The 18783-nt window shown below is 48.8% G+C and carries 18 protein-coding genes and 1 pseudogene; all 19 read left to right on the top strand.

Annotated features, from left to right (window positions below; genetic code table 11):
* The first annotated feature begins 6 nt into the window (after nt 1–6).
* The 19 genes and pseudogenes from PHS46_05560 to ispD all read left to right on the top strand — a co-directional run bounded on the left by PHS46_05560 (nt 7) and on the right by ispD (nt 18598).
* Complete coding sequence (locus tag PHS46_05560; protein ID MDD3905980.1) at nt 7–1275, top strand: pitrilysin family protein; 1269 nt, start codon at nt 7–9, stop codon at nt 1273–1275.
* Nucleotides 1276–1342: 67 nt separating this feature from the next.
* A complete protein-coding gene (gene rpe / locus PHS46_05555; protein MDD3905979.1) occupies nt 1343–1984 on the top strand; it encodes a ribulose-phosphate 3-epimerase in 642 nt (213 codons plus the stop codon).
* The gene (locus PHS46_05550) at nt 1984–3411 is read left to right on the top strand and encodes a phosphoglucomutase/phosphomannomutase family protein (protein ID MDD3905978.1); all 1428 of its coding nucleotides are present in this window, start codon (nt 1984–1986) and stop codon (nt 3409–3411) included. Before rpe ends, PHS46_05550 begins: the two co-directional genes overlap by 1 nt.
* A 4-nt stretch (nt 3412–3415) precedes the next feature.
* Nucleotides 3416–5209: a translation elongation factor 4 gene (gene lepA / locus PHS46_05545; GenBank protein ID MDD3905977.1), complete on the top strand. Its 1794-nt coding sequence runs from the start codon at nt 3416–3418 to the stop codon at nt 5207–5209.
* Nucleotides 5210–5502: 293 nt separating this feature from the next.
* Nucleotides 5503–6078, top strand: a complete 576-nt coding sequence (gene lepB, locus PHS46_05540) for a signal peptidase I (GenBank protein ID MDD3905976.1) — start codon at nt 5503–5505, stop codon at nt 6076–6078.
* An 18-nt stretch (nt 6079–6096) separates the two neighbouring features.
* Nucleotides 6097–6666: a CDP-alcohol phosphatidyltransferase family protein gene (locus PHS46_05535; protein ID MDD3905975.1), complete on the top strand. Its 570-nt coding sequence runs from the start codon at nt 6097–6099 to the stop codon at nt 6664–6666.
* Between the two features lie 12 nt (nt 6667–6678).
* Complete coding sequence (plsY, locus tag PHS46_05530) at nt 6679–7311, top strand: glycerol-3-phosphate 1-O-acyltransferase PlsY (GenBank protein MDD3905974.1); 633 nt, start codon at nt 6679–6681, stop codon at nt 7309–7311.
* Nucleotides 7312–7479: 168 nt separating this feature from the next.
* Nucleotides 7480–7851, top strand: coding sequence for a hypothetical protein (locus PHS46_05525; protein ID MDD3905973.1), 372 nt, complete (start codon nt 7480–7482; stop codon nt 7849–7851).
* A gap of 9 nt (nt 7852–7860) precedes the next feature.
* Nucleotides 7861–8019, top strand: coding sequence for a hypothetical protein (locus tag PHS46_05520; GenBank protein MDD3905972.1), 159 nt, complete (start codon nt 7861–7863; stop codon nt 8017–8019).
* A gap of 155 nt (nt 8020–8174) precedes the next feature.
* The gene (gene ilvE, locus PHS46_05515) at nt 8175–9047 is read left to right on the top strand and encodes a branched-chain-amino-acid transaminase (protein MDD3905971.1); all 873 of its coding nucleotides are present in this window, start codon (nt 8175–8177) and stop codon (nt 9045–9047) included.
* Nucleotides 9037–9540 carry a UvrB/UvrC motif-containing protein gene (locus PHS46_05510; GenBank protein MDD3905970.1) on the top strand — a complete coding sequence of 168 codons (504 nt, stop codon included), beginning with the start codon at nt 9037–9039 and terminating at the stop codon, nt 9538–9540. Before ilvE ends, PHS46_05510 begins: the two co-directional genes overlap by 11 nt.
* Nucleotides 9537–10583, top strand: coding sequence for a protein arginine kinase (locus PHS46_05505; protein ID MDD3905969.1), 1047 nt, complete (start codon nt 9537–9539; stop codon nt 10581–10583). Before PHS46_05510 ends, PHS46_05505 begins: the two co-directional genes overlap by 4 nt.
* Nucleotides 10584–10613: 30 nt before the next feature.
* Nucleotides 10614–13037, top strand: coding sequence for an ATP-dependent Clp protease ATP-binding subunit (locus tag PHS46_05500; protein ID MDD3905968.1), 2424 nt, complete (start codon nt 10614–10616; stop codon nt 13035–13037).
* Nucleotides 13038–13041: 4 nt separating this feature from the next.
* A complete protein-coding gene (locus tag PHS46_05495; protein ID MDD3905967.1) occupies nt 13042–14400 on the top strand; it encodes a hypothetical protein in 1359 nt (452 codons plus the stop codon).
* Between the two features lie 12 nt (nt 14401–14412).
* A complete protein-coding gene (locus PHS46_05490; protein MDD3905966.1) occupies nt 14413–15195 on the top strand; it encodes an ABC transporter permease in 783 nt (260 codons plus the stop codon).
* Nucleotides 15196–15436: 241 nt separating this feature from the next.
* Nucleotides 15437–16204 (top strand): ABC transporter ATP-binding protein, encoded by a 768-nt coding sequence (locus tag PHS46_05485; protein MDD3905965.1) that lies wholly within the window; start codon nt 15437–15439, stop codon nt 16202–16204.
* A 75-nt stretch (nt 16205–16279) separates the two neighbouring features.
* Nucleotides 16280–16888 carry an MlaD family protein gene (locus tag PHS46_05480; GenBank protein ID MDD3905964.1) on the top strand — a complete coding sequence of 203 codons (609 nt, stop codon included), beginning with the start codon at nt 16280–16282 and terminating at the stop codon, nt 16886–16888.
* Between the two features lie 426 nt (nt 16889–17314).
* Nucleotides 17315–17929 (top strand): annotated as a pseudogene (locus PHS46_05475) (TRAM domain-containing protein).
* A 3-nt stretch (nt 17930–17932) separates the two neighbouring features.
* Nucleotides 17933–18598: a 2-C-methyl-D-erythritol 4-phosphate cytidylyltransferase gene (ispD, locus tag PHS46_05470; GenBank protein ID MDD3905963.1), complete on the top strand. Its 666-nt coding sequence runs from the start codon at nt 17933–17935 to the stop codon at nt 18596–18598.
* Nucleotides 18599–18783 lie beyond the last annotated feature (185 nt).

Below are 18783 nucleotides of genomic sequence, written 5' to 3'. Positions count from 1 at the left end.
AAAGGAATGCTTAAAATAGAGACGTTGGATAACGGGCTTCGTGTGATCACACAGCCGATGGAATATATGGAATCGGTTGCCATAGGCGTGTGGATACGCGCCGGAGGAAGGTTTGAGAATGAGAGCAATAACGGCATCAGCCATCTTCTCGAGCACCTCCTTTTTAAAGGTACCGCCAATCGCGACATGATGACGATAAAACAGCAGATCGAAGGCCGTGGCGGCAGTTTCAACGGATTCACTTCAGAGGAACATACCTGTTATCTGGTAAAGGTGTTGGCGAATGACGCGGAACTCGGACTCGATATTTTAAGCGATATGGTCTTACATCCGAAGCTTGATGCCGACGAGATGGCGAAAGAGAAGGATGTCATCATAGAAGAGATAAACATGTACAAGGATATGCCGGCCCAGTATGTCCACGAAATTTTAGCGGAGATGATGTGGCCGAATCAACCGCTCGGGTTTCCATTGGCCGGTACCGTGGAATCGGTAAAGTCGATAACCCGCGAGCGCCTGATAGAATATAAGGAAGCGCACTATAATCCTAAAAATATGCTGGTTGTAGCCACGGGCAGGATTGAGAATGAGAAGCTTTTGCGGTTCTCGAAGAAATATTTTAAAGATGCCCCCGAAGGAAGCGTTTCCGGATTCAGCAAAGTCCTTTTGGGGCAGAAATCGCCGGAGCTCAGGTTGTCTTCCAAGGATACGGAACAGACGCACATGGCTTTAGGGTTCCACGCGGTTGACCGGTTTCATTCAGATAAACATGTCTTGAGCCTTTTAAACATTATTCTCGGTGCGAATATGTCGTCGCGCCTTTTTCATATAGTGCGCGATGAGATGGCCTTATGCTATGAGATATCTTCCAGCGTAAGGCGCTACGATGACTGCGGCGCGTTTGTCGTTAGCGCGGGGGTGGATAACAAAAAGATAACGAGGGCGCTTGAGGTTATTTTGCGCGAACTTGGCAGGATGAAGACGGAGCCCGTCGGCGCGGAGGAGCTTGCGCGCGCTAAAGAGTATTACAAGGGGCAGATGCTTTTCGCGCTTGAGGATACGATGAGCCGCATGCTGTGGCTCGGCGAGAAGATCGTGTCGGGGGAAAAAGATTTCAGCCTCAAGTCGATAATCGCGAAGATCGAGTCGGTGGGTCCGGAAGATATTATGCGGCTTGCCAACGGCGTTATAAGGAACGATTGTCTCAATCTTGCGGTGATAAGCCCGACTAAGGACGACAAGGATATCAGAGAGGTGTTAAATATAAAGGCGTGAAAGAAACCTTGAAAAAAATCAGGGTTCGCGATATACTGCCTCGCGATTTTGGCATAAGGAGAAGAAGATGCAAAAGACACTGATCGCACCGAGCATACTGTCCGCCGACTTTTCAAAACTGGGCCAGGAGATAAAGGATGTTGCCGCCGCCGGCGCCGACTGGATACACGTCGACGTAATGGACGGCCACTTCGTCCCGAACCTCACGATAGGCCCCGTCGTAGTGAAGTCGATACGGCCCGTAACGAAATTGCCGCTCGACGTCCATCTTATGATAGATAATCCGGAAAGGTTCGTCGAGAGCTTTGCCAAGGCAGGCGCCGATATTATAACGTTTCACATAGAGGCCGAAGATGATCCGAAAGAGGTTATAAAGCTTGTACGCTATTTTAAAAAGAAAGTAGGCGTTTCCATAAGGCCCAAGACATCATTAAAAGCTATCGAGCCCATACTATCAATGGTGGATATGGTTCTCGTAATGACGGTCGAGCCGGGATTTGCCGGGCAGGAGTTCATATTGGACTGCCTGCCGAAGATAGAAGAATTGCGGAAGGTATTCAAAAAGGATATACAGGTGGACGGTGGTATAAACGCGATCACGGTAATGGATGCCAGGAAAGCGGGCGCGAACGTCATAGTGGCGGGCACTGCCGTATTCGGGACTAAAAATTACAAAGATGCCATAAATACTTTAAGAGGAGGAGTGTGATGGGAGCGATTAAGTTCGGAACGGACGGGTGGAGGGCGGTAATAAGCGAAGATTTTACATTTGACAATGTAAAGATAACGGCGCAGGCGATGGCGGACTGCATAAAGTCCGACGATGGCCCGGCGTCGAAGGTGAAAGATAAGAGGATAGTCGTAGGTTTCGACACGAGGTTCCTGTCGGCTAAATACGCGGAGCTCATAGCGTCCGTCATTGCCGCCAACGGCATAAAAGTCATCCTCGCCGAGAAAGCTACGCCGACGCCCTCGGTAAGTTTTACTATCAAAGACCGTTCGCTAATGGGCGGCGTCATGGTTACCGCCAGCCATAATCCGGCCAGGTATAACGGCATAAAATACAAAGCTTATTACGGCGGTTCCGCCGGCCCTGAGATAACGAAGAAGTTCGAGGCGTGTCTTGGCGCAAGCGAAGTAAAATATTCGACGCTCGATGAGCTTAAGGTGGCGGGCATGATCACCGTCGAGGATATCGTCCCGGAACATCTCGGATTCATAAAAAAATATGTGAACCTTAATCTATTGAAAAAAGCGCGCCTTAAAATACTCGTGGATTCGATGTACGGTACGGGTAATAATTACATCGCCGATCTTTTGAAGGGCGGAAAGTGCAAGGTTGACGTAATACACAATGAAAATAATCCGAGTTTCGGCGGCATAAATCCTGAGCCGATACTTCCAAACTTAAAAGAGCTTGCCGATAAGGTAAAAGCAGGTAAGTACGATTTGGGTATCGCCACCGACGGAGATGCGGATAGGCTTGGGATAGCCTTGCCAAACGGAAAGATATTGACCGGACACAAGGTCATGACGCTTCTTCTCCTGCACCTTCTGGAAGATCGTAAAATGAAGGGCGGCGTAGTCCAGACGCTTTGCGGCACGTTCCTCATCGACAAGATATGCAGGAAGTACGATATGAAGATGTATGAGACGCCGGTCGGATTTAAGTACATCTGCGAATTGATGCTGAAAGAAGATATCCTGATAGGCGGTGAGGAGACCGGCGGAGTAGCATTCAAAAATTCGATACCGGAGAGAGATGGCATACTTTCCGGGCTTCTTATAGCCGAGATGATGGCGATGAGGGGAAAGAAGATACTCGATATATTGAAGGCGATTGATAAAGAATACGGCACATACGAATACAAGCGCCTCGATTTGAAATATCCCGACGAGAAGAAGCCGAAACTCATGGATCTTCTCAAGGGTAACCCTCCCAAGGAAGTGCTCGGCAAGAGGGTTATCGCCGTTAACAGGAAAGACGGATATAAGTTCATCTGTGAGGATTCTTCATGGCTGATGTTGAGGCTCTCCGGTACGGAGCCGATACTCAGGGTATATGCCGAGGCCGCGGGCGAGAAGAAGGCGCTTGCGATATTGGAATACGGAAAAGAGCTCGCGTACAGCGTGTAGGTGAATGGATAAATCTTTAATCAGAAACTTCTCGATAATAGCTCACATAGACCACGGCAAGTCGACATTGGCTGACAGGATACTGCAGTTTACCGGTGCGATAAGCGACAGGGAGTTCCATGATCAGCTCCTCGACGATATGGATCTCGAGCGCGAGCGCGGTATAACGATAAAGGCGAGCGCCGTCAGAATAAATTATAAGGCAAAGGACGGGCAAACATACGAGCTTAATCTTATAGATACGCCGGGCCACGTCGATTTTACCTACGAGGTATCGAAATCGATCGGCGCCTGTGAAGGCGCGCTTCTGGTCGTGGACGCCGCCCAGGGCGTCGAGGCGCAGACCGTAGCGAACCTGTATCTGGCTATGGAGCACAACCTCCTCATAATCCCTGTCATAAACAAGATAGACCTCCCCAGCGCCCAGATCGAGAAGGTGAGCCACGAAATATCTGATATCCTCGATCTCGATAGAGCCAATATTATATTGGCCAGCGCGAAGCAAGGGGTAGGTACCGAGGACATTCTCGAAGCCGTAGTTACCCGCATTCCTCCTCCGGGAGGAGAGGTTACGAACCCTCTGCAGGCGCTCGTATTCGATTCTAAATTCGACGCGTATAAAGGCGTCATCGTCATGGTTAGAGTAATGAACGGCGTGATACGCAAAGGCATGAAAGTAATGATGATGTCCACTAAAACCGTCCACGAAGTCCTGGAGGTCGGCATATTCAATCCCCGGCAAGAGCCGATAGGCCAGCTCAATTGCGGCGAGGTAGGTTACTTAGCCTGCAATATCCGCGACGCCAAGGAAGTGACCGTCGGCGATACCGTCACCGACGCTGAGAATCCGGCGCTGGTCGCGTTACCCGGCTACAAGAAGGTTCAGCCGATGGTATTCAGCGGTATATATCCGGCGTCGAGCGCGGACTTTCTCACTTTGAAAGAAGCGGTGGAAAAACTGAAGCTTTCCGACGCGTCGTTCATATTCGAGCCGGAGAAGTCGGCCTCGCTCGGCATGGGGTTTCGGTGCGGCTTCCTGGGGCTTCTGCACATGGAGATAGTGGAAGAGCGCCTGGAACGCGAATTCGATCTGAACCTCGTCGTAACCACGCCGAGCGTTATATACAGGATAATGAAAAAGTCCGGCGAGATAGTCGAAATAGACAATCCGATGAAACTGCCGAACGCCGGTGAGATCGAAGATGTGGAAGAGCCGTATGTCAGGGCATATATCATAACTCCCAAGGTCTCGATCGGGAACATCCTGGAGCTTTCCGAGTCGCGCAGGGGCTCTTATGTATCGACGGAATATCTCGATGAAGACAGGGCGCAGATAGTCTACGATATACCGCTCTCGGAGATAATAGTCGATTTTTACGATAAGATAAAGTCGGTAACTAAAGGGTACGGTTCGCTTGATTACGAACTTTTAGATTACCGCCCTACGACTATAGTAAAATTAGACATACTTATAAACGGCGAAGTGTATGACGCGTTCTCTTCGCTGATATTCAAGGACAGGGCATATGTGAAGGGAAAAGCTATAATAGAGAAACTGAAAGAGACGATCCCGAGGCACCTTTTCCAGATAATCCTGCAGGCGGCAATAGGCGGCCAGGTCATAGCGCGCGAGACGATAAAGTCGGTCGGTAAGAACGTTACGGCCAAATGCTATGGCGGCGACATTACCCGTAAACGAAAACTCTGGGAGAAGCAGAAGGCGGGCAAGAAGCGCATGAAGCAGTTTGGTAAAATAGACATTCCGCAGGAAGCGTTCTTCGCGGCGCTGAAAGCGTAACCGTGGATAGAATGACTAGAATAACCGTGTAGGTTATTCTGTGATAAACTGGTAGCAAACCTACGCGGTTAACAAGTTGGCGGCACCGTGTGAATAGGATAACCGTGTAGAGAATAACCGCGTAGGTTGTTCTGTGATAAACCATTAGCAAACCTACGCGGTTAACAAGTTGGCGGCACCGTGTGAATAGGATAACCGTGTAGAGAATAACCGCGTAGGTTATTCTGTGATAAACAGGTAGCAAACCTACGCGGTTAACAGGTGCTTAAATACTACAAACTCAAGGGAGAATGATGAAAGAGCATACAAAAACAATTGTCAGGGAATGGACCGAATCGATAATAATAGCGGTAATACTGGCACTCGTCATACGGACATTCGTCGTACAGGCGTTCAAGATACCGTCGGGTTCGATGATACCGACGCTCCAGGTGGGCGACAGGATATTCGTCAACAAGTTCCTCTACGGCGCGAAGGTGCCGCTTCTTAATGTTAATCTGCCCGCCGTGCGCCAGCCGAAACGCGGAGACATAGTGGTATTCATATCGACCGAGTCGCCCAAAAAAGATTTTGTAAAAAGGCTGATAGCGTTTGAGGGCGAGAAGGTCGAGATCAAGGATGGCAAGATACTGATAAACGGCAAGGCGATAGACGAGCCGTCATCGATACGCTCGGTATATTATTATAATGCCGGGGACTTCGGCAGGGAAGGCCGGGTAATAGAGGTACCGAAGGATTCATATTTTGTTCTGGGCGATAACAGCGGTAGTTCCCGCGATTCGCGATACTGGGGCTTTGTTCCGAAGAAAAACATGCTGGGCAAAGTCATATGTATATACTGGCCGATGCACAGAATGAAGATCATGTAATATGGCGGGGGAGAATGTATGGGTAAAAGGCAGGGGCTGAACCTGGCCAATAAGATAACGATCACAAGGATCGTGCTGATACCTTTTTTCATCGCGGCTATAGTGTATTCGTGCCATACTTTGGCGCTGGCTATATTTATAATCGCGGTTATTTCCGACGGAGCGGACGGATTTATCGCGCGAGCGCTGAAGCAGAAGACCCAGCTGGGTACGATACTCGATCCCATCGCGGACAAGCTTCTTCTTATGACCGCGTATATCGCGCTCGCTATTACCAACAGCATCCCCGAAGGCATAAGGATACCGGCATATGTAACGATAATCGTAATATCCAGGGATGCCATAATAGTCTTAGGGTCAATAGTGGTGCATGTGGTCACGGGCGATCTTAAGGTTTCCCCAAGCGCTGTGGGTAAAATAACGACATTTTTTCAGATGATAACAATTGTCAGCGTATTGCTGGAGTTTAAATATTCCTTTATAATATGGAATACCACCGTGCTTTTTACCGTACTTTCAGGCGTGGATTATATTATTAAAGGTAGCCGCTTGTTTGGTGAAAACCATGCATTGCCGAAGAAAGCGTAGAGCAGTATGATAATGAGCGTAATATTTTTTATATTTTCTACCGTACTCGGATACATGATCGGTTCTTTCCCGACGAGTTTTCTTATGGCCAGGGCGTTGAAAGGCGTCGATATCCGGCAGGTTGGCAGTGGAAACGCCGGCGCGACCAACGTTTTAAGGTCGGTCGGTAAATTGCCCGCGCTTGTAACGCTCATAGTAGACGTGCTTAAAGGCGTGTTCGTCGTAACGATAATGGCGAACTTCTTCTACGGCTACATCGAGAATCTCGATTATGATTTTTATCGTTCGTTTCTGGGTCTGGTTGCGGTTTGCGGACACATCTGGCCTGTCTGGTTGAAGTTTAAAGGCGGGAAAGGTGTTGCCACTACTCTTGGCGTTGCTCTCGGTCTGGCTCCGATAGTTCTTATACCGTCATCCGTGATTTGGCTTATCATATTCTTTACCACGAACTATGTGTCGTTAGCATCGATATGCGCGCTCATCGTTTTTCCGCCCTTCGCGATAGCTTTCGGACAGTCGTTCTATCTGGTTCTTATCAGCGCCGTCATATGCTCGATCAGTATCTTCAAACATCGCGAGAATATAACGCGTCTTCTGAAGAGGCAGGAGAATAAGACGATTTTGTTCAAAGATAAGCAAGGTTAGTATTTCAAAAAGTGAGATTTTGGTCATTGACGATCGTTTGTTTATCAAGTATACTTATTAGTGGATTGAAGGTAGGCCGAGTCCATCAACAACAATAGTTGAAAAAGAATGTTATTTTTTTTGACTTCCAATTAAAAAGTTTTAAAAAGTATGGAAATGGGTGGAGTTATGAGAGAAGTATTATTTAAAAATCTTACATCCGTAAACTCACGTAAAAAAGACATCTTCTTGAGGGAGGTCTTTGAGCGGGATGGCCTGCGCGCCAAGACCGAAAGAAGGTGTTTTTATTTTATAAAGGATGTGAAACATCTTGCCTCCGACGAGGAAACGCAGAAATGGCTTACTGCGCAGGGCGGTCTTCAAAGCGTCAATAGGCGGCAGTTCCATATCATGAAAGAACATAACGACGCCAATCTTGAGGATAAGATAATCTGCAAGATACTCGGGACGTTCTATGCCGTCCTGAATAGAAGTGTATATACGATCGGCTTTATGCACTCGTTCAAGGTGCGTTTCGAAAAGCCGGCCGTAGCAAAATAAGGAGGGTGTATGCCGTATTTGACGACGCGCAGGTTGCACGATACTTTTGGGAAGAAGGTGTCGCGTTCAAGAAGTTACAAGAAGGCGAAGAAGCTTTATAATGAGATTAACAGGGGGATAACTATGCTTGAGGCCAGATACCTCAGGTCAAAAATGAGCCACGCATGATAATTCCGCCCATTACGGAATCGACGGCGGAATAATTTTCTCCACCCAAAAAGAGGCCCTTAAGTAAAAGGAGGCTTATGCATCCTTAGGGCCTCTCTTTTTTATGCCCAAATATAATTGACTTAGGCCTAATTATTATATATACTTATATAATTATGAAAATATATATAGATGGAAAATTTGTAGATAAGGATAAGGCCTATATATCGGTATTCGACCATGGGCTATTATACGGGGATGGGGTTTTTGAAGGCATCCGCACTTACGATTGTCTTGTATTCCGCCTGAAGGAGCACATAGATCGGCTTTACAGATCTGCCGCGGCTATCAAGTTAAAAATACCTATGACGGAAACTGAAATGGTGGATGCGCTTATCGCCACACTCAAAGCTAACAAACTCCGCGATGCGTATATACGGCTGGTCGTGACAAGAGGTTACGGCGATCTCGGCCTTGACCCGAGAAAATGTCCGAAGCCTACCGTATTTATAATAACGGATAAGATAGCTTTGTACCCAAAAGAGTTTTACCGCAATGGGCTTGCCATAATAACAGCCTCGACGAGGCGCAATAATCCCGCGTCGCTGGATCCGCGGATAAAATCGCTGAACTATCTGAATAATATACTTGCGAAGATAGACGCGATAGACGCCGGCACGCAAGAGGCCATCATGCTTACCAGCGATGGATATGTTGCGGAATGCACCGGGGATAATATATTCATGGTGAAGGGCGGGGTTCTTTTTACGCCGCCTGTAAATATAGGCGCGCTCGAAGGCATAACCAGAGACGCTGTCATAGATGCGGCGAAAAAGGCAGGAATACGTTTTAATGAAAAGCTCTTAAGGATAGAGGATTTTTATCAGGCGGATGAAGTCTTTTTGACAGGCACAGCCGCGGAGATAATCCCCGTCGTGAAGATAGATAAAAAACAGATCGGCGCAGGTAAGCCCGGAGAGATGACATTCCGGCTTATGGAAGGTTTTAAGGAATTCACTAAGTCGGATGGGGTAAGATATGAAGTGTGATATCTGCGGTAAAAGAGAAGCGACCGTTCACCTGACCGAGATAGTCAATGAAAAGGTGACGAAGCTCCACCTCTGCGAAGAGTGCGCCAAGGAGAAAGGCGCCGAGATGGAGGAGCATTTCGGATTAAGCGACCTTCTCGCCGGACTGGCCGACCTCGGTGCCGGGCTCGAGCCGAGCATTACCGATAGGGTAAAATGCCCGGTATGCGGATTCACATACGGCGATTTCAAAAAAGTGGGCCGCCTTGGTTGCGGCGAATGTTATGAGGCTTTTAAAAAACAACTCACCCCGTTATTGAAACGGATACACAGCGCCGATCGTCACGTGGGTAAAGTTCCTCTCTCGGCCGGTAAGACCGTGAAAGATACCAGAAATCTTCAGGATCTGCGCGTGAAAATGGAGAAGGCGATACAGTACGAGGAGTTCGAGGAGGCGGCCAAACTTCGCGACCAGATAAAAGATTTGGAAAAGAAGACGGGAAGCGTTAAATGACGATAGATGATTTTGTAAAGCAGGATACCGAGTGGCTCAAAGGAACGGGCCCGAGCGCTAATATAGTCATGTCCTCCCGGACGCGCCTGGCGCGGAATATCGAAAAGTTACCTTTTTCGAACAGGGCGACAAAACAGCAGTTGGAAGAGATATTAAACATAACGGAGGCCGCTGTAAGGCAATCCGGATTTTTAAAGAATGCCTTATTTATAAGGTTGAAGGACTTAAGCGAAGTCGACAGGATATTCCTCGTCGAGCGTCACCTCATGAGCCCGGAGCATGCCCGTGGCGCGGACTATAAAGCTCTGATAGTCGATCCGAATGAGATAGTCAGCATAATGGTGAATGAGGAGGATCATCTCAGGATACAGGTGATGCAGTCCGGCCTTAATGTCAGGGAATGCTGGCGCATAATCGATGAAATAGATACGGAGTTGAGCAAATCGTTGCCGTTCGCGTTCTCGCCTAAGTGGGGTTATCTCACCGCGTGTCCGACGAACGCCGGCACGGGCCTCAGGGGGTCGACTATGCTTCATCTGCCGGCCCTGGTCTTCACCGGCCAGATCGGCAAGATACTGCAGGCGATAGCGAAACTGGGTATGAACGTAAGGGGCCTCTACGGCGAAGGCACCGAGGCGATGGGTAATATATTTCAGATATCGAACCAGATATCCATGGGGATCACCGAAGAAGATATTATCGATAATATCGAGAGGATAACAAATCAACTCATCTCCCGCGAAGACGCTACCCGGAAGATGCTCGTTGTTAAAAATAAAGAAGGATTAAATGACAGGATATCGCGCGCGTACGGAACGCTCAAGAGCGCGCATATAATAAATAGCAGTGAGACGGTGGCGCTCTTGTCGGCTATACGGTTGGGGGTCGATCTCGGGCTTGTGAAAAACATGGACAGGAGAACGGTCAACGAACTTTTTCTGCTTACACAGCCTGCCCATCTTCAAAAGCTCGAAGGGAAATTGCTGAACGCGGACGAGCGTGACGTGAAGCGCGCTGATATCGTCAGGGGAAAACTGAAATAATTCATAGTTATAGGAGATTTACACATGCCGATGTTCAATAGATTTACCGAAAGAGCCAGGAAGGTAATATTGCTGGCTAAAGAAGAAGCTAAAAGATTTAATCATGATTATATCGGTACCGAACATATATTGCTGGGCCTGGTGCGTGAAGGCGAAGGCGTCGCCGCCGCGGTGCTGGCGAGTTTTGGATTGAGTTCGGACAAGATACGGCTTGAGGTCGAGAAACTTGTACAGCCGGGCCCGACTACCGTCGTTTCCGGCGATCTGCCATTTACGCCAAAAGCCAAGAAGGTGATAGAGCTCGCTATGGAAGAAGCTCGCTCGCTCGGCCACAATTATATCGGCACCGAGCATCTCCTGCTGGGGCTTATACGTGAAGGCGAAGGCGTCGCCTCACAGGTACTTGTGAATCTGGGACTTGAACTGGGTAAGGTACGGGACGAAGTGATGAACCTCCTCGGCTCCGAGATACCGGGCTATGAAATGGGGCAGAAGGTTTCTCACGCCAAGACCCCGGCGCTCGATGCCTTCGGCAGGGATCTTACGAAGTTGGCAAAAGACGGCAAGCTCGATCCTGTCATAGGCAGGAAGAACGAGATCGAACGCGTTATTCAGATACTTTCCCGCCGGACGAAGAATAACCCTGTATTACTTGGAGAGGCCGGTGTCGGAAAAACTGCCATAGTCGAAGGGCTCGCGCAGAAAATAATAGCCGCGGACGTACCTGAATTATTGAAAGACAAACGCCTTATAATCCTGGATATCGCTTTGATGGTTGCCGGAACAAAGTACAGGGGCCAGTTCGAGGAGCGCATAAAGGCGGTCATGGACGAGATAAAGCGTTCCGAGGATGTGATAGTATTTATCGACGAACTCCATACGCTTGTGGGAGCCGGCGGCGCGGAAGGCGCGATCGACGCGTCGAACATATTGAAGCCCGCGCTTTCGCGGGGCGAGATACAGTGTATCGGCGCTACTACGCTTACCGAATATCGTAAGCACATAGAAAAAGACGCGGCTCTCGAGAGGCGTTTCCAGACGATAATGGTCGAGCCTCCGAGCGTTCTTGAGACGATAGAGATATTAAAAGGACTGCGTGATAGATATGAAGCCCATCATAGAGTTAAATTTACGGATGAAGCGCTTGATGCCGCCGCAAAGCTTTCCGATCGATACATAAGCGGTAGGTATCAGCCGGATAAGGCGATAGACCTCATAGACGAAGCGGGCGCGCGCGCGCGTCTTTCGGTCATGACCGCGCCGCCGGATGTGAAGCACATCGAGGAGAAGATGGCCGTCGTGAAACAGGAGAAAGAAGCGGCGGTAAAAAATCAGGATTTTGAGAAAGCGGCGAAGATCAGGGACGAGGAGCGTAAATTAAAAGAAGAACTCAATCGCATAAAGAAAGAATGGAAAGAATCCAACGGGAAGGTGGAGCCAAAAGTTACGGATGACGACATAGCCGTTATCGTATCGAAATGGACCGGTATCCCGATATTGAAACTCGAAGAGAAGGAGCAGGACAAATTCCTGAAGATGGAAGATGCCCTGCGTAAACGCGTCATAGGCCAGGACGAAGCTTTATCCGCCATCGCGCATGCCGTCAGGAGATCGCGCGCCGGAATAAAGGATCCGCGCAGGCCCATAGGCTCTTTCGTCTTCCTGGGCCCCACCGGTGTAGGTAAAACGCTGGTCGGCCACGTGCTCGCGGAGTTCATGTTCGGCGATGAGGACGCGATTATACAGATAGACATGTCGGAGTATATGGAAAAGTTCAATGTCTCTCGCCTTGTGGGAGCGCCTCCGGGGTATGTCGGCTACGAAGAGGGCGGACAACTCACCGAGAAAGTCCGCCGCAAGCCGTATTCTGTGGTTCTTCTCGACGAGATAGAGAAGGCGCACCCGGATGTATTTAATATCCTCCTGCAGATGCTGGAGGAGGGGCGGCTCACCGATTCATTCGGCCGTAAGGTGGATTTCAAAAACACGATAATAATAATGACCTCCAATATCGGCGCGGAGATGCTGAAGAAACAGGGCTCGATAGGGTTTAAATCCCAGGAGGAAGATGTTACTTATAAGTCGATGAAGGAGCGCCTGCTGGATGAGGTGAAGAAGACATTCAAGCCGGAGTTTATCAATAGGGTCGATGATATCATCGTGTTCAGGGCGCTTACGAAGGAAGATCTTGAGCATATAGTCGAGATCGAGGTGCGTGACGTCGAATCGCGCTTAAAAGAGCAGAATATAAAGATCGAGCTTACCAAAGAGGCGGAAGATTTTCTTATCGAAAAAGGGTTCGACAAAAGTTTCGGCGCGCGGCCGCTTAAGAGGACGATACAGCGCTTTTTGGAGGATCCTCTTGCGGAAGAGATAATACGAGGCACTTATAAAAAAGGCGGCACGGTGAAGGTTGCGGTAAAAGGCGACCATCTGGAGTTTAACCTGTCGTAGGTATATGAGAAACCTGAGGACAAGACGGCATTTTGGATCGGCTCTGACGTTTCTACTCGTCATATGCGCTGTTCTTTTCATAGAAGGCAGGATAGAGGCTTTTATGCCTCAGGTCAAGATCTTTGCCGAATCGCGGATGGAAGATGCGCTCGGCGGAAAAGTTAATATTTCGATAGGACGTATAGACGGCGGTATATTGCATCCGGTTACATTTAAAAATATCAAAATATCCGCCGTCGGAGGGAAAGAGAAGTCGCCGTTTTTAGAGATAAGCGCTATAAAGACGGCTTACAGGGCATGGGATCTTCTGGGGGCAAAAGGGGCCAAAGACGCTTTTGAGGCCGAAGGTTATTTTAGTATGCCGTCCGGCGAAAAAGTTGGTTTTGAAGGCAGTATAAAGAATGGCGCTTACAATATCGAGGTCAAACCCGCGCGCGGTTTCATCGCTATACAGGGTACGGTCTCGAAAGATAGCGCCATCGAAGCGAATTTTAAGGTATCCCATCTGGCGATCGGCGGGCAGGACCTGGTATGCGACGGCGTTTTGAAGAGTGAAGTGGTTTTAGTGCCCGGCATCGAGGTGGCAAGGCCCGCTATACAAGGCGTGATCGAGACGCGGAACTGTGTGCTCAATTACAGGCCGTTCTTAAACCTTAAAACATCGTACATAATAGCCGACGGCAAGATCGAGATATCCGACTTCAGTCTTTCCGATATTTTCAGGGGCCACGGTACATTTGGCTTGAAGGCGCCGTTTGACATGGATGCCGTAATTACTATAAATAACATGAGCTCAACATGGCTTGCCCTGGCCCTGGGAGCAAAAGACGCCTCTTCGATAATATCCGGCACGTTCAACGTCAAATGTGAATTAAAAGGCCCGGCAAATAATATCCGCAGTAATGTAACGATAGACGCGAAGAAGGGCACGATCGGGCCTATGTCGTTTGAATATTTAAGCGCACACCTAAAAGGTGATGGGCCGATAATGCGCATAGAAGATTCGCGTATAACCAGGGAGAGCGGGGCGTTCGTCATCGCCGGTGAGATGGATTTGAGCAAGATTGGCAGAGGCAGTATGTTCGAAAAGCTTCAGCTTGTGGGGGATGAGAAGGCGATAAACTGGGATGGGTGGAATTCTACCAGTAGTCTCGGGACCAGCGAGACTACAATGACCAAGCAGATAAGCGACGAGATCGGCATCGATTTTAAAAAGTTCACCTCCGAGGATGCCGTCGATGAAAGATTGAAGAGCGGAGACGAAGTCCAGCTGGAATATAAATTGCATCCGAACGATAGCCTTAAAGTTTCGCTCGGACAGGATAAAGACTTTATGGGCATAGAACATAAGAATAAGTTCTGACAGGAGCCTTTGATGAGAAATTTTTTACAGATGGTGGGAAAGCAGTTTACGGATTTTATAAGATACGCCGGCGGCATATCCATACTTATGGGGCAGACTTTATTCTGGATACCTATGCCGCCTCTGCGCCGTCGCCAGATACTCGAACAGATGGCAAAGATCGGCGTTGATTCTCTGCCGATAGTATTTCTTATAAGCATGTTCACCGGTATGGTGCTGGCGCTTCAGAGCGCGTATCAGATGCAGAGATTTTCCGCCGAGATGTACATAGCGTCCTTAGTCGCGTTTTCGATGACCAGAGAACTCGGGCCAGTTTTGACAGCGCTTATAGTGGCGGGCAGGGTCGGCGCCTCAATAACCGCCGAACTGGGAACTATGCAGGTTACCGAGCAGATCGATGCTATGGAAACGCTGGCAACCAATCCTATAAAATACCTGGTTGTGCCGAGGTTTTTGGCGCTTATAATTATGCTTCCGATACTAACAATATATGCCGATATAGTCGGTGTCTTCGGAGGTTATCTCGTCGGAGTGTATAAATTGGGAATATCGCACGCCATGTATATGAAAAATACGTGGCAACCGCTCAAATATAAGGATTTTTTTACAGGGCTTATAAAGAGTTTCTTCTTCGGAGTAATTATTTGTATCGTCGCCTGCTATGAGGGAATGACCGCGGAGGGCGGCGCGGAGGGCGTAGGGCGCTCGACCACCTCCAGCGTAGTTGTGAGTTTTATATTGATAATAGCTTCGGACTGTTTCTTCACGGCTTTGTTTTATTTTGTAGCGAGATAACCGAGTTGCGAAATAACCGCGTAGGTTATTTGAGTAAAATAACTGGCCAACCTACGCGGTTAGATAAGAGACGCGGTTAGTCATGATAGCGAGTTGCGAGATAACCGCGTAGGTTATTTGAGTAAAATAACTGGCCAACCTACGCGGTTAGACATGAGGCGGTTAGACATGGTTTGTTCGTTTAGTCATAGTTTGTTACTATAGTTTGATAGTTATGTTTCAGTGATGAGGTAAAATAGACATGATCGAAATAATTAATTTATGTAAGTCATTTAACGGTCACAAGGTTTTGGATAACCTTAATCTTAATATCGACACCGGCGAAACGACGGTTATTATAGGGCGCTCCGGTTGCGGCAAGAGTGTCCTTCTGAAACATATAATAGGGCTCCTTAAGCCTGATAGCGGCCAGGTTATAATAGACGGAAAAGATGTTACGAGGATGGACGAGAAAGAGCTCAGCGCCCTCAGGCTGAAGTTCGGCATGCTATTCCAGGGCGCGGCGCTATTCGATTCGTTGAGTGTTTTTGAAAACGTAGGTTTCAATCTCATCGAACATACGAGTTCAAATAAGGACGAGATAGCTAAAGCCGTAAAAGAGTCTCTGGCGCTCGTCGGCCTTAGAGGCATCGAGGACAAAAAGCCGGCAGAGTTATCCGGCGGTATGAGAAAGAGGGTGGGGCTCGCGCGCGCCATATGTATGCGGCCCAAGATACTTTTGTACGACGAGCCTACGACCGGTATAGACCCGATAATGGGTGATGCCATAAATGAGCTGATCGTGGAACTGCATAATAAATTGAAAATCACGGGAATAGCCGTTACGCATGACATGACGAGCGCTTACAAGATAGCCGACAGGATAGCGATGATGTATAACGGGAAGATCATAATCAATGGCACGCCCGACGAAATAAAGGCCGCGAAAGATCCTATCGTCCGGCAGTTCATTACAGGGGCCAGCAAAGGCCCGATAACCGAGGGAATAGATTTCGAACATCTTATATGAGGTAGCCCCGCCCGGGGCGAGATTAGGGGCGGGACGATTTGCCTGAATAGTACAATATCAAATCGGGGGTAAAGTATGGAGAGCGTCAAGAGTTTTGAATTGAAGGTAGGTGTTTTTATATTGATCGGCGTTATGATATTATTCATAATCGTATTTTCGATAGGCGGGGCGAATTTCTCAAAAAAGGGTTATAAGATAAAAGTCCAGTTCAGTTTCGCGAACGGCATAGGCGGCACCGCGCCGGTGCGTCTGGCGGGTGTGGGTGTCGGGCAGATCCAGGGGGTGCGGATAATCCGCGACGCAAATACCAACCTTACCAAGGCGGAGCTTACGGCCTGGATAGACGAGAAGGCAAAGATAGAGAACGACTCGGTCGTAACGATAAATACGCTCGGCCTGCTGGGCGAGAAATATCTCGAGATATTCCCCGGAACGCCCGGAAATCCATTGCTTAAAGCGAACGATATGATAGTCGGTAAAGACCCGATACCGATGGAGAAATTTACCGAAGATCTGGCCAATCTTACCGATTCGGTGAACGCGATAGTGTCAAAGATAAAACGCGGCGAAGGTACGATCGGGAAACTTCTGGTGGACCAGGCCGTGTACGATAATCTCGAAGCATTTACCGCGGATATCAAAAAGAACCCGTGGAAACTCCTGGTGAAACCGAGCGGCGATTAAAGGCTTTGGAGGTGTAAGATGACCATAATAGCGATAAGAACGTTTTTCGTACTGCTATCGACTGTGGCCGGGTACTATATCGGCTCGATCCTCGGCGTATATGATCCGGCATGGATAATCGGCGGAGCCATTGCTGGATTCTGCAGTTCCATACTCGTAATTTTGGTCGAGATGGCGATGAAGAGACTTTCTATCAGGAACCTTTCCGCGGCGGTATTCGGCCTTATATTCGGATTTTTCATGGCCTGGGTGTTGACGAGCGTTATGCGGCTTATACCGATGACACTCCAGCTATTCTCGTGCCTGCAGATAGTGCTTATACTTATATTCTGCTACCTGGGGATGGTTATAGCCATTAGGGGCAAGGATGAGTTTAATCTCATAATACCGTATGTAAAATTCGTCAGACAGGATAAAAAGGATGACATAGTCATTCTTGATACGAGCGTTATAATAGATGGCAGGATCGCGGACATATTTCATACTCATTTTGTAGAAGGCAGGGTCGTCATCCCGCGTTTTGTGCTGAAAGAACTTCAACAGATCGCGGATTCGCAGGATTCGCTGAAACGCAATCGCGGCCGCCGCGGCCTCGACGTGCTTAACAAGATACAGAAATCGGCGGATCTCGACGTCAGGGTGCAGGAAGAGGATTTTCCCGAGGTGAAAGAGGTTGACGCGAAACTTGTGAAGCTCGCCAAGCTTCTGGGCGGCAAGATATTGACAAATGATTTTAATCTTAACAAGGTGGCCGAGTTCCAGGGTGTAACAGTCCTCAATATAAACGAACTTGCCGGCGCGCTCAGGCCTGTAGTGCTTCCGGGCGAACCGATGGAAGTTTTAGTCTCGAAAGAGGGCAAAGAACACAATCAGGGTGTGGCATACCTCGACGATGGTACGATGATAGTCATAGATAATGCCCGGAATATTATCGGGCAGACGGTTAAAGTTATAGTAACCAGCGTATTGCAGACATCCGCGGGCAGAATGATATTCGCGAAGCTCGACGAGACTCAGAGACCCGGCCTCTCGAAGCGATAATAGATGAAGACAGCAGCTATAATAGCGGCAGGCGGATACGGCAAGCGATTAGGGCTAAAGGTAAAGAAGCCATTTGTGCTTCTGGGCGGAAAACCTTTAGTTAGCTATGCGCTCAAGGCGATGGAGAGATGTAAGGCGGTAGATGCGGTAATAGTCGCGGCTGAGCGGCCTTGTATAGGGCGGCTTAAAGTGATCGCCGGACGCCTCAAGATGCGCAAGCTGATAGGCGTGGTCGCCGGAGGCAAGACACGGGCTGAATCGGTGTGTAATTGTATCGCCCGGCTCGAAGGGCCATTCGACATTATCCTTATCCACGACGCAGCCCGTCCGTTGGTCGATAAAGCGCTCATAGAAAGCGTTATAAAAGCGGCCGCCTCGTCCGGAGCGGCCATAGCCGCCGTGCCGGAGAGCGATACGGTTAAGCTCGTCGGAGGGGGCCGGTTCATAAAAGCGACTCTGCCCCGGAGCAGGATATTCCGCGCGCAGACGCCGCAGGCATTCAGGGCTGATATTATAAAGAAGGCGTATTCCGCGGGAGGCGCTTATTTTACCGACGATGCGGCCGCGGCCGAAGCGCTCGGATGCCGCGTAAAGATAGTCGAAGGCTCGTATCGTAATTTGAAAATAACTACTAAGGAAGATTTAAAGATTGCCGAGGCATTATTGTGAGGATAGCGCGATAACCGCGTAGTTGCGCGATAACCGTTGCGAGATAACCGCGTAGGTTATCTGAGTAAAATAACTGGCCAACCTACGCGGTTAGACATGAGACAGTTAGCTATGAGGTACGCAGTTAGCCATGATAGCGAGTAGCGAGATAACCGCGTAGGTTATCTGGGTAAAATAACTGGCCA

Source organism: Candidatus Omnitrophota bacterium, assembly GCA_028699255.1.
Classification (GTDB): Bacteria; Omnitrophota; Gorgyraeia; order 2-01-FULL-45-10; family 2-01-FULL-45-10; genus FEN-1322.
Note: the sequence above shows the minus strand (reverse complement) of the source record. Positions and strands in the feature narration are given on the sequence as shown.